The 13,475-nt window shown below is 60.4% G+C and carries 16 protein-coding genes; 11 read left to right on the top strand and 5 right to left on the bottom strand.

Going from position 1 to position 13,475, the window contains the following annotated elements; translation table 11 throughout:
- Window positions 1–26: 26 nt before the first annotated feature.
- Complete coding sequence (gene dbpA, locus C1N56_RS15105) at window positions 27–1,406, bottom strand: ATP-dependent RNA helicase DbpA (RefSeq protein ID WP_394516829.1); 1,380 nt, start codon at window positions 1,404–1,406, stop codon at window positions 27–29.
- Between the two features lie 391 nt (window positions 1,407–1,797).
- Here dbpA and C1N56_RS15100 point away from each other — a divergent pair, with 391 nt between their 5' ends.
- Window positions 1,798–1,995: a hypothetical protein gene (locus tag C1N56_RS15100; RefSeq protein ID WP_010618157.1), complete on the top strand. Its 198-nt coding sequence runs from the start codon at window positions 1,798–1,800 to the stop codon at window positions 1,993–1,995.
- Between the two features lie 109 nt (window positions 1,996–2,104).
- Here C1N56_RS15100 and C1N56_RS15095 read toward each other — a convergent pair whose 3' ends face one another.
- Both C1N56_RS15095 and C1N56_RS15090 read right to left on the bottom strand, forming a co-directional pair.
- Entirely contained in the window at window positions 2,105–3,466 is a 1,362-nt protein-coding gene (locus tag C1N56_RS15095; protein ID WP_394516828.1) for an amidohydrolase family protein, read from the bottom strand.
- 89 nt (window positions 3,467–3,555) lie between these two features.
- On the bottom strand, window positions 3,556–4,416 hold the full coding sequence (locus tag C1N56_RS15090; protein WP_031279666.1) for a LysR family transcriptional regulator: 861 nt from the start codon (window positions 4,414–4,416) through the stop codon (window positions 3,556–3,558).
- An 87-nt stretch (window positions 4,417–4,503) separates the two neighbouring features.
- On the opposite strand from C1N56_RS15090, the gene C1N56_RS15085 reads away from it, so the two are divergent.
- The 6 genes from C1N56_RS15085 to yniD all read left to right on the top strand — a co-directional run bounded on the left by C1N56_RS15085 (window position 4,504) and on the right by yniD (window position 10,203).
- Window positions 4,504–5,676, top strand: coding sequence for a cyanate transporter (locus tag C1N56_RS15085; RefSeq protein WP_394516827.1), 1,173 nt, complete (start codon window positions 4,504–4,506; stop codon window positions 5,674–5,676).
- Between the two features lie 227 nt (window positions 5,677–5,903).
- Window positions 5,904–7,553, top strand: coding sequence for an L-lactate permease (lldP, locus tag C1N56_RS15080; RefSeq protein ID WP_394516826.1), 1,650 nt, complete (start codon window positions 5,904–5,906; stop codon window positions 7,551–7,553).
- Complete coding sequence (lldR, locus tag C1N56_RS15075; RefSeq protein WP_058757996.1) at window positions 7,550–8,335, top strand: transcriptional regulator LldR; 786 nt, start codon at window positions 7,550–7,552, stop codon at window positions 8,333–8,335. Before lldP ends, lldR begins: the two co-directional genes overlap by 4 nt.
- The gene (lldD, locus tag C1N56_RS15070; RefSeq protein WP_394516825.1) at window positions 8,335–9,525 is read left to right on the top strand and encodes an FMN-dependent L-lactate dehydrogenase LldD; all 1,191 of its coding nucleotides are present in this window, start codon (window positions 8,335–8,337) and stop codon (window positions 9,523–9,525) included. The genes lldR and lldD overlap by 1 nt, the downstream gene beginning before the upstream one ends.
- Window positions 9,526–9,587: 62 nt before the next feature.
- Window positions 9,588–10,016 (top strand): OsmC family protein, encoded by a 429-nt coding sequence (locus C1N56_RS15065; RefSeq protein ID WP_021313986.1) that lies wholly within the window; start codon window positions 9,588–9,590, stop codon window positions 10,014–10,016.
- A gap of 79 nt (window positions 10,017–10,095) precedes the next feature.
- Window positions 10,096–10,203, top strand: a complete 108-nt coding sequence (gene yniD / locus C1N56_RS15060; protein WP_021507251.1) for a small membrane protein YniD — start codon at window positions 10,096–10,098, stop codon at window positions 10,201–10,203.
- A 111-nt stretch (window positions 10,204–10,314) separates the two neighbouring features.
- Here the strand turns inward: yniD and C1N56_RS15055 are convergent, their stop codons facing one another.
- A complete protein-coding gene (locus C1N56_RS15055) occupies window positions 10,315–10,554 on the bottom strand; it encodes a hypothetical protein (protein ID WP_021507249.1) in 240 nt (79 codons plus the stop codon).
- 111 nt (window positions 10,555–10,665) lie between these two features.
- The gene (locus C1N56_RS15050) at window positions 10,666–10,989 is read right to left on the bottom strand and encodes a hypothetical protein (protein ID WP_125310664.1); all 324 of its coding nucleotides are present in this window, start codon (window positions 10,987–10,989) and stop codon (window positions 10,666–10,668) included.
- A gap of 58 nt (window positions 10,990–11,047) precedes the next feature.
- On the opposite strand from C1N56_RS15050, the gene C1N56_RS15045 reads away from it, so the two are divergent.
- From C1N56_RS15045 to C1N56_RS15030, 4 genes are all read left to right on the top strand, one after another.
- Window positions 11,048–11,233 (top strand): hypothetical protein, encoded by a 186-nt coding sequence (locus C1N56_RS15045; RefSeq protein WP_021507248.1) that lies wholly within the window; start codon window positions 11,048–11,050, stop codon window positions 11,231–11,233.
- Window positions 11,234–11,440: 207 nt separating this feature from the next.
- Window positions 11,441–11,749 (top strand): PTS sugar transporter subunit IIB, encoded by a 309-nt coding sequence (locus tag C1N56_RS15040; RefSeq protein WP_031279665.1) that lies wholly within the window; start codon window positions 11,441–11,443, stop codon window positions 11,747–11,749.
- Between the two features lie 88 nt (window positions 11,750–11,837).
- The gene (locus C1N56_RS15035; RefSeq protein WP_394516824.1) at window positions 11,838–13,154 is read left to right on the top strand and encodes a PTS sugar transporter subunit IIC; all 1,317 of its coding nucleotides are present in this window, start codon (window positions 11,838–11,840) and stop codon (window positions 13,152–13,154) included.
- Window positions 13,154–13,468, top strand: coding sequence for a PTS lactose/cellobiose transporter subunit IIA (locus C1N56_RS15030; protein ID WP_010618140.1), 315 nt, complete (start codon window positions 13,154–13,156; stop codon window positions 13,466–13,468). Before C1N56_RS15035 ends, C1N56_RS15030 begins: the two co-directional genes overlap by 1 nt.
- Window positions 13,469–13,475 lie beyond the last annotated feature (7 nt).

Here is a 13,475-nt window from a genome sequence, read left to right as displayed (position 1 = left end):
GGCGATCGCCCTCACGCTCACAACAGTTACTTCAGCAGAATCGCGCGCACGCTTTTGCCTTTGATCTTGCCCTCTTTCAGTTTGATCAGCGCTTTCTTCGCCTGCGCGGCGTCGATGGCGACATACGCATGGGTCGGGGTGAGATCGATTTTACCGATCTGATCGCCGCTGAAACCGGCTTCACCGGTCAGGGCGCCCAGAATATCGCCGGGACGCATCTTGGCTTTACGCCCACCGTCAATGCACAGCGTCATCATCGCCGCCGGCAGCGGCTGTGCGCCTTTGCCTTTCAGCGTGCTGGCCGGCTGCCAGTTGAGCTTCTGCTGCAGGTAATCTTCCAGCGCATGAGCGCGCACCATTTCGTCGGCCGCTACAAAGCTGACCGCCAGCCCCTGTTCGCCGGCGCGGCCGGTACGGCCAATGCGGTGAATGTGCACTTCCGGATCCCACGCCAGCTGGAAGTTAACCACCAGCGCCAGCGATTTAATGTCGAGGCCGCGTGCGGCGACGTCGGTGGCGATCAGCACGCGGATGCTGCCGTTGGCAAAGCGAATCAGCACGCGTTCGCGATCGCGCTGTTCCAGATCGCCGTGCAGCGCCAGCGCGCTGATCTGGCGATCGTTGAGCGCGGCCGCAATCTCATCGCATTCCCGTTTGGTGTTACAGAACACCACGCAGGAAGCCGGTTGCTGCTGGCTGAGCAGGGCGCTGAGCAGGTTGATACGCTCGCTGGCGCTGGCTTCAATAAACTGCTGCTCAATCGCCGGCAGTTCCGACTGCGCTTCGGTCGCTACTGCCAGCGCATCGCGCTGAAAGCGCTGACTCAGGCTGGCAATGATATCGGGCCAGGTGGCCGAGAACAGCAGCGTCTGACGCGAATCCGGCGTAAAGCCAATGATGGCTTCCATATCGTCGCGGAAACCCATCTCCAGCATGCGATCGGCTTCGTCCAGCACCAGGCTCTGCAACTGACTCAAATCGAGATTGTCACGCTTGAGATGATCGAGGATGCGCCCCGGCGTGCCGACCACAATATGCGGCGCATGCACCAGCGAGTCGCGCTGCGCACTCATTGGCTGGCCGCCGCACAGCGTCAGGATCTTGATGTTGCGGGTGAAGCGCGCCAGCTGACGCAGCACGTTGCTGACCTGATCGGCCAGTTCGCGCGTCGGGCACAGCACCAGCGCCTGGGTATGAAAACGCCCGCTGTCGATGCGGTTCAGCACGCCAATACCGAAGGCGGCGGTTTTACCGCTGCCGGTTTGCGCCTGCGCCCGCACATCGCGTCCGCTAAGGATGGCCGGCAGGGAAGCGGCCTGGATCGGCGTCATGGCGTCGAAGCCCATCTCGCGCAGGTTGTCGAGCTGGCTGGCAGGCAGTTGCGTCAGGGTAGAAAAAGCAGTCACAGGAGCATCTCTGATAGTAGCAGGAATAGCGGCGGCCAGTCTGGCAGAAAGGCGGGCTATCGGCAACGGCAATTGCGGCAATAATCACGCGATGAAATTAGTCAGCCGTTGCGCTTTGTCAGGTCAATGATGAGGTGCAACTATCGCAAAGTTTTAATGAATGTTCCGAATTTCACACGAGGCAGCACGAACGGTAAAAACGCTTTTTCGAGGGAAAAAATGATATTAGCCGCAGCAATACGGCATTATCGCGGCACGTTGCGGTGATTTTCAGTGATATTTCGCTTATATGTTAGGCGTTATTCGGAAAATCTGAGTAAAAATCCTAACCGCTTTGCTTTATATTTAGCGCGCCATTTGGCAATTAATAATTACTTCAGAGGTCACCTCATTGAGTCACTATGTCCAGGGACAAAACGAAGACGTTCTGAAAATCGTCGGCCGCGCCGTGCTAACGCTGCATCTGCATGGAGAGACGTTATCCTCCGATAAAGTCAGCTCCATGATTGCCTGTTATGCGGAAGAAGAGCCTGTTAATGACGATGAGCACCAGCGCCTGTATGCGCTGGCGATTCAGATGTTGTCTTAAATCCAGCATTATCATCGGGCTTGCCGCGCCGGTGTCACCTTCCAAAGCCTCCTGCGGGAGGCTTTTTTGTGGCCGGGTCTGGCGTGCTGGTGCTGGCTGCGATGCGCCTTCAGGCGCTGAATACCGGCGTGCCGCGCTGGAACGTAGCGCGCACCGGCGCAATGCGCGCCACGGCTTCCGCCGAGCAGCTGGCGTCGACCAGCATCATACTGGCTTCATCCTGCTGCTGCGGCCACTGGCGCTCCCCGCTATTGGCGAGCGGCAGAATGCCGCCGGTGGCGATATGCAGCGCGCGGCTCAGGCCAAACTCATCCGATCCGCGATACAGCTGGGCATACAGATTGGCTTTCTCCAGCATGCTGCCGGTACCGAACGGCGACCAGTGATCAATCACGCTGTCGGTGCCGGTCATCACCGTCACGCCGGCTGCCTGCAGCTGCGGCAATGGCATCGTCAGCTTGCCAATCGGAATCGTTGACGCCACGCTCATCTGCTGTTCGGCCATGCCAGCGATAATCTCATCCAGCGCCTTACCTTCCAGCGTGGCGAGCGCGAAACCGTGGCTCAGCGTCACTTTGCCTTTCAGCTGCGGGTTACGGGCGATAGTGGCGATCATGTACTGAATGGCTGCCACGCCGGCGGCGCTGGTCTCATGCAGATGAATGTCCACGCCGCGATCGTAATCGAGCGCGATGCGGAACATCGCATCAAGTGAAGCCTGCATGGCGCCGTCCACGTTAGTGGGATCCAGCCCACCGACATACTGCACGCCGAGCTGCATCGCCTCGCGCATCAGACCATCGACCTGCGAATGCAGCAAACCATGCTGCGGAAAGGCGACGATCTCACAGCGAAACGCCGGATGGTTGGCCAGCGCCAGCTGCAGATGTTCGAGACTTTTCAGGCCACTGACTGGATCGATGTTGCAGTGGCTGCGCGCTTCGGTGCTGCCTTTACTTTGCAGCAGGCCAATCAGCGCTTCGGCGCGCGCCTGCGAGGTTGGCAGCAGCTGGGGAATCAGCACCTGCTCGCGCGCAATCATATCCATGATGGTCTTGCCCTGCCGCGGGCGCGGTGCCTGCCACGGTCCGCCGTAGAAGGTTTTATCCAGATGGATGTGCATGTCCCGCGTGCGCGGTAACAGCAGCGCACCGCCGGCATCCCACTGCGGCAGGGCAGGCTGGCGCGCCTGGCCGGCGGCGCTAATGGCGCTGAACTTGCCTTCTTTAATGGTGATGTCGTACAGCGCAGTGCGGGTGGCGACTATCTCCGCGCCGTCGCGCTCAAATCCCTCTTCGAGGCGCACATTCAGCAGCTGATAGTGCGCCACGGCAGGCGGCGGGGTGGACGAGACCGGTGGTGTGTCGGGACGGGCGGCGCTGCTCATGCCAGCCATCATCAGGCTGCCTGCGGCAGTAAGGCGCACGCCGTGGCTGAGGAAATCACGGCGGCTGGAAGCGGTCAGAGGCATCGGAAACTCCAGGCAAAAGGAAAAAACCTAATCTGGCAAAACCGACGCCGCCGCGCTGCGATATTTCCCACTGCCAGGCAGTGGAAAAATCACTGCCACTGTAGCTGGCAGAATTGCACCAGCGCAGCGGCCAGCGCCTGTTGCAGCGCATCCTGCGGCTTACGGCAGAACAGCGCCAGCTCGAAATGGCTGATCACTGGTAAACCCTCAGCGCTGCCCAGCACGCGGTGACCGGGCAGGCGGCAGCTGGCGGGCAGCAGCGTCAGGCCGAGACCGGCGGCGCTGGCGCTGGCGAGGGCCACCAGGCTGGCGCTGCTGTAGCTGATGCGCCAGCTGCGGCCGAGCGCATCCAGCGTCTGACACATCTCTTCGCGATACAGCCCCTGCTGCGGAAACACCACCAGCGGCAGCGGCGTCTGGTCAAAGCAGGGATGTTCGGCACTGTCCAGCCACAGCAGCGGCTCGGGCCGGGCGGCCAGCGGGCGATCGCCGCCCGGCTGCTTGATCAGCATCAGATCCAGCTCTTCGCGCTGCCATGCGCGATGCAGATCGACGTACATGCCGCTCATCACGTCAAGACGCAGCTGCGGATGCTGTCGGCTGAATCCGGCCAGCAGGCTGGCGGTCGGGGCGGCAAAATCCTCCGGCACGCCAATGCGCACAATGCCGTCGCGCCACTTATCGCTCAGCACATCGTGCGCTTCGCCGTTAAGGGCGATGATGCGCCGCGCGTAGCCGAGCAATTTTTCTCCCTCTTCGGTCAGCGCCACCTGATGTGAGGTGCGCTGTAACAGCGCTTTACCCACCATCTCTTCCAGCCGCCGCACCTGCTGACTGACCGTCGACTGCGACAGGTGCACACGCTCGGCGGCGCGGGTAAAGCTGGCGGTCTCGCACACCGCCACAAAGCTTAATAGCTGCTGCGGCGTAAACATTGGCTGACGATTCATTTATCCACTGCCCATCATGGTGTTATTTCATTTCCAAATAGTACTGTCTGCTGCGATGCTGACAACCTTTTCACTGCAGGATGGGTTATGAACCGACATGCCAATACGTTAACGCTGGCTGCGCTGGTGCTGGCCGGGCTGAACATGCGCCCGCTGCTGACCTCGGTCAGTCCGCTGCTGGGCCAGTTGCGCCACAGCCTGCATCTGTCAGGGCTGGCCGCCTCGCTGCTGCCGGCGGTGCCGATGGTGATGATGGGCGCGGTGGCGCTGTTCAGCGCCAGGCTGATGCAGCGCGTGGCCTTAAAGCCCTTACTGCTGGCCGGGCTGACGCTGCTGCTGCTGGCGCTGGCGGCGCGCGGCGTAATCAACAGCGGCAGCGGGCTGGTGCTCAGCGCGCTGTTTGCCGGCATCGGCGTCGGCGTGGTGCAGATGGCGATGCCGGGACTGATTCGACAGCGTTTTAGCCGGCGCAGCGCGGCGGTTACCGGGCTGTGGGCGGGCGCGCTGATGGGCGGCGGTGGACTGGGCGCGGCGCTGTCGCCGTGGCTCAGCGCGCAGCTTGGCGTACCGCTGGCGCTCAGCGGCTGGGCGCTGCCGGTGCTGCTGGCTATCCTGCTGTGGCTACTGGTGCGCGTGCCTGCCGCGCCGGATGCCGCACAGGTAACGCTGCCGCCGCTGTGGCGTAAGCCGCGCGCCTGGTCGCTGGCGCTGAGCTTTGGCCTGGTCAACGGCGGCTATGCCACCTGCGTGGCCTGGCTGCCGGATGCGTATCACCGGCTGGGCTGGTCGGCGCAGGCCGGCGGCTCGCTGCTGGGCGTGATGATTCTGAGCCAGGTTGCCGGCGCGCTGCTGATGCCGCTGCTGGCGCGCGGTGCCGATCGCCGTCCGCAACTGATTGTCAGTCTGCTGTGTCAGCTGGCCGGGATGAGCGGGTTTCTTTTTGCGCCGCTGCTGGCGCCGTGGCTGTGGGCCGCCATCGCCGGCTTCGGTCTCGGTGCCGCGTTCCCGCTGGCGATGGTGCTGGCGCTCGATCATCTGCCGCAGCCGCAGGCAGGCGCGCGGCTGGTGGCCTTCATGCAGGGCGCAGGATTCATCATCGCCGGCTGCATGCCGTTTATTGCCGGTCAGTTGCAGGTGCTCACCCACAGTTTTGCCAGCGTATGGCTGATGCAGGGCGTCGTGACGCTGGGGCTGATCGGACTCAATCTGCGTTTTCATCCGCGCAGCTATGCACGCGCCTTTGGTGCGGCTGCGCGCTGATTGGTCCTACCAATGTTATAAAAATGTAGCCACATGGTCACATAACACGAAAAATCACGCCTGTCGCGTTGCTTTGGGTTAACAATGCATTAACTATCTGGAGCCAGAAAGCCCGTCAGCCGCAATGTGGTCCTACCAATTGTGGTGCGGAACCGGGCAACAATCTGCGGCGCACGCCTGCTTTTGCCGATGCGCCGCATCCCTCTGGTGACCTCTGGAGAAACGGCATGCAGGTGTGGCAACAAAACTACGATCCGCTCAACAATTTGTGGCTATCCAGCCTGGTGGCGGTGATCCCGATTGTTTTTTTCTTCTTCGCGCTGATTAAGCTCAAGCTGAAGGGCTATCAGGCCGGTACGATCACCGTGGTGCTGGCGCTGCTGGTGGCGCTGTTGCTGTACGGCATGCCGGTGCCCCAGGCGCTGGCGTCGGTGGCGTATGGTTTTTTATACGGCCTGTGGCCGATTGCCTGGATCATCGTGGCGGCGGTATTTGTCTACAAGATCTCGGTGAAAACCGGCCAGTTCGATATCATTCGCGCCTCGATTCTCTCCATCACGCCAGACCAGCGTTTGCAGATGCTGATCGTCGGCTTTTCGTTTGGCGCGTTTTTAGAGGGCGCGGCAGGCTTTGGGGCACCGGTGGCGATCACCGCCGCACTGCTGGTCGGGCTGGGCTTTAATCCGCTCTATGCCGCCGGCCTGTGCCTGATCGTCAACACCGCGCCGGTGGCGTTCGGCGCGATGGGGATTCCGATCATCGTCGCCGGTCAGGTCACCGGGCTGGACAGCTTCCAGATTGGCCAGATGGCGGGACGCCAGCTGCCGTTTCTCACCCTCATCGTGCTGTTCTGGATCATGGCGATCATGGATGGCTGGCGCGGCATCAAAGAGACCTGGCCGGCGGTGATGGTGGCAGGCGGCTCGTTTGCCATCGCCCAGTACCTCAGCTCTAACTTCCTTGGCCCGGAGCTGCCGGACATTATTTCGTCGCTGGCTTCGCTGATCTGCCTGACGCTGTTTCTGCGCCGCTGGCAGCCGGTGCGCATCTTCCGCTTTAAAGAGCCCGCGCCAGAGACTGCGCCCTCAGGGACGCAACGCTACACGCTGGCGCAGATTGTGCGTGCCTGGATGCCGTTCCTGTTCCTTACCGCGACCGTTACGCTGTGGAGTATTCCGCCGTTTAAAGCGCTGTTCGCTAAAGGCGGCGCGCTGTATGACTGGGTGTTTAGCGTGCCGGTGCCGCTGCTGCACGAACTGGTGGCACGCATGCCGCCGGTAGTGAGCGCAGCAACGCCGTATGCGGCGCTGTTCAAATTTGACGTGGTTTCCGCTACCGGCACCGCGATCCTGCTGGCGGCGCTGATTTCGGTGATTTTCCTGCGTATGAAGCCGGCGGCGGCGCTGCGCACCTTTGGCGAAACCCTGAAGGAGCTGGCGCTGCCGATCTACTCCATCGGCATGGTGCTGGCCTTTGCGTTCATCTCAAACTACTCCGGGCTGTCGGCCACGCTGGCCCTGGCGCTGGCGCACACCGGCCAGGCCTTCACCTTCTTCTCGCCGTTCCTCGGCTGGCTGGGCGTCTTTCTGACCGGCTCCGATACCTCTTCTAACGCGCTGTTCGCCGCGCTGCAGGCGACCACCGCGCAGCAGATTGGTGTGTCGGATGTGCTGCTGGTGGCCGCCAATACCACCGGTGGTGTTACTGGTAAAATGATTTCGCCGCAGTCGATCGCCATCGCCTGCGCCGCCGTGGGGCTGGTGGGGCGCGAGTCCGATCTGTTCCGGTTTACCGTTAAACACAGCCTGATTTTTACCTGTATGGTCGGCGTGATCACCACGCTGCAGGCGTATGTCTTTACCTGGATGATTCCATGACTGAACCCACACCGCGGCTGGCGGATACGCTGCGCGCGCGTCTTAGCGCCTGGATTGAAGAGCATCAGCTGAAACCCGGCATGCGTTTACCTTCGGAGCGTGCGCTGGCCGCCCGCTTCGGCGCGTCGCGCTCGTCGGTGCGTGAGGCCATCCAGCAGCTGATCAGCAGTGGCGTGCTGATCAGTAAACGCGGCGGCGGCACCTGGCTGTGCGAGCCGCAGGAGCCGTGGTCAGAACAGCGCATCGTTGAGCCTATTCGCCAGCTGCTGGCCGCCGACCCTGACTACCGCTGGGATATTCTTGAGGCGCGCCACGCGATTGAGGCCAGCACCGCCTGGCACGCCGCGCAGCGCGCCACCGAGGCGGATAAAGAGCGGCTGCGCTATGCCTTTGACGCGCTGATACAAATGAACGACTGCGACGATCCCGAACTGGCCGCGCAGGCGGATCTGCGCTTCCACCTCGCCATTGCCGAAGCCTCGCATAATCTGGTGCTGCTGCAGACCATGCGCGGATTTTTCGATCTGCTGCAATCCTCCGTGCTGCACAGCCGCCAGCGTATGTACACCCAGCCGGTGATTTTCAACCAGCTCAACGCCCAGCATCAGGCGATGTTCGATGCGGTGATGGCGGGCGACGCCGACGCGGCGCGCCAGGCGGCGATGGATCACCTCGGCTTTGTTCACACCACCATGAAAACGCTGCATGAAGACGAAGCGCGCCAGGCCCGCATCACGCGGTTACCGGGCGCCACGCAGGCTACCCGTAAGGAAGACAACTGATGATTATTTCTGCTGCCAGTGACTATCGCGCCGCGGCGCAACGTATCCTGCCGCCATTCCTGTTTCACTATCTGGACGGCGGGGCCTACGCAGAACATACCCTGAAGCGCAACGTGGCCGATCTCTCTGACGTGGCGCTGCGTCAGCGCGTGCTGAAAAACATGGCTGAGCTGAGTCTGGAAACGCGGCTGTTCAATGAAACGCTGTCGATGCCGGTGGCGCTGGCGCCGGTCGGCCTGTGCGGCATGTACGCGCGACGCGGTGAAGTGCAGGCGGCACGTGCGGCAGCCAATCGCGGTATTCCGTTTACCCTGTCGACGGTGTCGCTGTGTCCGATTGAAGAGGTGGCACCGGCGATCGCTCGCCCGATGTGGTTTCAGCTCTATGTACTGCGCGATCGCGGCTTCATGCGCAACGCGCTGGAGCGGGCCAAAGCGGCAGGCTGCTCGACGCTGGTGTTCACCGTCGATATGCCAACACCGGGCGCGCGCTACCGCGATGCGCACTCCGGCATGAGCGGCCCGCATGCCGCGCTGCGCCGTTACTGGCAGGCGGCCACCCATCCGCAGTGGGCGTGGGACGTCGGGCTGCACGGTCGTCCGCACGATCTCGGCAATATCTCCACTTATCTGGGGAAAGCCACCGGCCTGGAAGATTACATCGGCTGGCTGGCGAACAATTTCGACCCGTCGATCTCGTGGCAGGATCTGGAGTGGATTCGCGAATTCTGGGAAGGGCCGATGGTGATCAAAGGCATTCTCGACCCGGAAGATGCGCGCGATGCGGTGCGTTTTGGCGCCGATGGCATCGTGGTCTCCAACCACGGCGGACGTCAGCTGGATGGCGTGCTGTCGTCGGCGCGCGCGCTGCCGGCCATCGCCGACGCGGTGAAGGGCGACATCACCATTCTGGCCGACAGCGGCATTCGTAACGGGCTGGATGTGGTGCGCATGATCGCGCTGGGGGCTGACAGCGTGTTGCTGGGACGCGCGTTTATCTATGCGCTGGCGACGCACGGCCAGCGCGGCGTGGAGAATCTGCTAAGTCTGGTTGAGAAAGAGATGAGGGTGGCGATGACGCTGACCGGCGCGAAAACCATTGCGGACATTACCCAGGATTCGCTGGTGCAGGCGAATGCATTGCTGAGCGAAGCCGGACTCAGCCCGGCGCGCCCGCACGCGGTGCGCTAAGCCAGGCAAAGCGCCGGCTCTTGTCTATACTGAATAGCTGTCTGACTAACAGGAGGAATGACATGACCATTCATAAGAAAGGATCGGCCCATTGGGAAGGCGACATCAAAGGCAAAGGCACGGTTAGCACTGAAAGCGGCGTGCTCAGCAACCAGCCATACGGTTTTAACACCCGTTTTGAAGGCGAGAAGGGCACCAATCCGGAAGAGCTGATTGGCGCGGCACACGCCGCCTGCTTCTCCATGGCGCTGTCGCTGATGCTGGGCCAGGCCGGTCATCCACCGAAAAGCATCGACACCACCGCCGATGTTTCACTGGACAAAAAGGGCGACGGCTTCGCCATCACCAAAATTGCCCTCAACAGCACCATTGCGCTGCCGGGCATCGATGATGCCAAATTTGATGAAATCATTCAGAAAGCCAAAGCCGGCTGCCCGGTGTCTCAGGTGCTGAATGCCGAAATCACCCTCGACTATACGCTGAATAATTAATCGCCCTCACGGGTGACCAGCGGTAGACTATGCGATGCGCCTGCGGGCGCATCGTTGCTTTCTGCTGTCTGGAGGAAACATGGCAAAAAAACTGGCTGCGACAAAACACTGGAAGATGATTGTGGTGTTGCTGTGCATCTGCGGCGCGCTGATGCTGATTCGCTGGGCGGCGATGATATGGGGCTAAAGGATTGGGTATGCCGCCACAAGCTCGGGGTGCTGGTGATGATTATTCTGGTGCTGGAACTGGTGCACTACCTGCTGACAGCCTCGTGGCTGCCGTGGCAGTTCTGACGCCTCAGGCATATTCGCCGTCATGCTCATGCTGGCGCAGATTGCGCACGCTGCTGCGCGCAATGCGGTAGGCCTTGCGCGGATCGCCCGCGACAAATTCAAAGGTGGGCGAATAGTAAAACGGCAGCCAGCCGCCGAAGCCGCTCTCCCACTCCCAGCGCACCGGACAGGGCCAGAGAATGCCGTCATACAAAATGTAATAAACCCAGCGTCCGTTGGGACGACGGGGGCGAGTTTTTTTCATGGGATTCACAACTGTAATAGTGTAAAGCAGCTTATATTTTGAACGCTGCGGGCCCAGGTTGCAATGCCGTCTGGCTGTTTTTTATGCAATTGGTGACGCACTGGCACCGAATTAACGGTGCACTTCCCCACAAAGCAGCACCACGTTCGGCCGGACTTTATGGATGCGATCGGCCATCTGTTCGCAGGCCACTTTCGTGGGGTAAATCCGCTCCGACACCGGCAGGGCATCACAGGCATCGTGGCCGCAGGCGCTCACTAACAAGACAAAACCAATCAACATAACCGACTCCTTCTGCACCATTCCCGTGGTACGGAATGCGTGGCTGTGTGTTCCTTTTTTTGATCCAGTATAGCTAAACGCCTCAGGCGTCAATGAACAGCCTGAGCGGCTTTTTTGTCCGAACAGGATGATGATAACCAGCGCCGCGCCCATTAGCAGCACAATCTGGGCTAAACTGTGCGGCACTGACAACAATAAGGAGTGATATCTGATGTCTCATGAAATTGCCCATCCGGCCAGCAGCCCAAAACAGGCCGCCCTGCAACTGGTCATCGAACTGGTGCGCGCCGGTAAACTGAGCCCGCTGCACGGCGATGCCTCCAATATGATCTCCATCTACGAACAGTTCAAGGCACACTTCGAAGCCGACAAGCAAAAAGATTCCGCCATCTCCTGACGTTCTGCCCCGGTGGCGCGCTGTGTCTGGCCGCGCCACTGTTCCCCGACTTTCACATAATCTCTTCCGTTTATTATTGCATCCCGATTAAATTTGCAGCGCGCTTTTTGATATTTCTCACAGATCCGTAACGCAAATCTGAAACCGGTTGCAGAAAATCTTTAGCGCGGGTATTCGTTAATTAAACCCCACACTGAGGATTGAATGATGCCAAAGATTTTACTCTGCTGCGCCGCCGGGATGTCCACCAGCATGGTGGTGCAGAAAATGGAGAAGGCCGCCAAAGAGAAGGGCGTCGAGGTTGAGATAAAAGCCGTTGGCATTGAAGAGTTTAACGATCAGATCGCGAACTTTGACTGTTGCCTGCTCGGGCCGCAGATTAAATACAAACTGGCGGACTTCCAGCCGCTGGCGCAGCAGCTAAATAAGCCTATCACTGTGATTAATAGCATGGATTACGGCATGATGAATGGCGCGAAAATATTAGATGATTCGCTAAAGCTGATTCACGCCTGACGATTGTTTCGAAAATAAAATAATTGTTTACGCCTGTGCACCAATGCACAGGCTTATTCTGTTGTTGCCTGATGCAAGGAGCTCGCCGATGAGCAGCATAAGCGAATCGTTATTTGGTGTGATTGAAAACCGCATCAGCCCGCTGGCCGGACGCCTCTCCAGCCAGCGCCATGTGATTGCCATCCGCGATGGATTTATCGCCTCGATGCCGTTTCTGATTGTGGGCTCGTTTATGCTGCTGTTTGCCCATCCGCCGTTCTCAGCTGACAGTTCATGGGCGTTTGCCCAGTGGTGGCTCGGTATGGTGCGCGCGCATGAAGCGCAAATCATGATGCCGTATAACATGACCATGGGCATCATGGCGCTGTATATCGCCAGCGCTATCGCCTATAACCTGGCGAACAGCTACAAGATGAACGGCTTTATGGCGGCCAGCCTGGCGCTGATGGCGTTTCTGGTGGTGGCCGCGCCGCAGAGCAACGGCACGCTGCCGGTTGGCTCACTCGGCGGCGAGGGCATTTTCACCGCGATTCTGGTGGCGCTGTTCGCCACTGAGCTGATGCACTTCCTGCAAAAGCACAACATCGGCTTTAAGCTGCCGGAGCAGGTGCCGCCCAAAATTTGTCAGTCGTTCGATCTGCTGATCCCGATCATCGCCATCTTCATCACGCTGTTTCCGCTCAGCCTGTGGGTGCAGGCGCAGTTTGGCCTGCTGCTGCCGCAGGCGATCATGGCGCTGTTCGCACCGATTATCTCCGCCTCGGATTCGTTACCGGCGGTGCTGGTGGCGGTGCTGCTGTGCCACATGCTGTGGTTCGCCGGCATTCACGGTGCGGTGATTGTCGGCGGCATTCTGCAGGCGTTCTGGCTGACTAACCTTGGCCTCAACCAGCAGGCGCTCAACGCCGGTGAGCCAATCACGCACGTGTTTATCGAGCCGTTCTGGCAGTTTTTCATCGTTATTGGCGGCTCCGGTTCCACCATGGGGCTGGTGCTGCTCTACCTGCGCAGCCGCTCGGCGCATCTGCGCTCGATTGGCAAGCTGAGCATTGTGCCCAGCATGTTCAACATCAACGAGCCGGTCATCTTCGGTTCGCCGGTGGTGATGAATCCGATTCTGTTCATTCCGTTTATCTGCGCGCCGTTAGTCAACGCCACGCTCGCCTGGACAGCCACCAAAACCCACCTGATTAACCACGTGGTGTCGCTGGCCCCCTGGACCACGCCGGCACCGATCGGGGCGGCCTGGTCGACCGGCTGGGACTGGCGTGTCATCGTGCTGATTGCCGTGCTGGTAACCATCGCCACCCTGATTTACTACCCGTTTTTCAAAATTTATGAGCGGCAACTGCTGCAGCAGGAGCTTGAGCAGGCCGCCGCAGCGCAACCGGTTAAGGAGGCATGATGGAAATTGATGAGAGCACGGTCATGGAACTGATTATTCAGGCGGGAGAAGCGCGCTCCTGCTCAATGGAAGCGCTGCGCGCGGCGCGGCGCAAAGAGTGGCCACGCGCCGATGCGTTGCTGAGCGAAGCCAGCGAGGCGGCCAGAGCCGCGCACCGTATCCAGACCGAATTGATCGGTGCCGACGAAGGCTGCGGCAAAATTCCGGTCAATCTGATCATGGTGCATGCGCAGGATCATCTGATGAACGCCATGCTGTGCCGTGAACTGGCGGAAGAGATCATCCAGCTGCGGCGCGAGCTGGCTGCGGACTAACAAGGAG

The sequence above is a fragment of the Pantoea sp. SGAir0175 genome, assembly GCF_043547855.1.
Note: the sequence above shows the minus strand (reverse complement) of the source record. Positions and strands in the feature narration are given on the sequence as shown.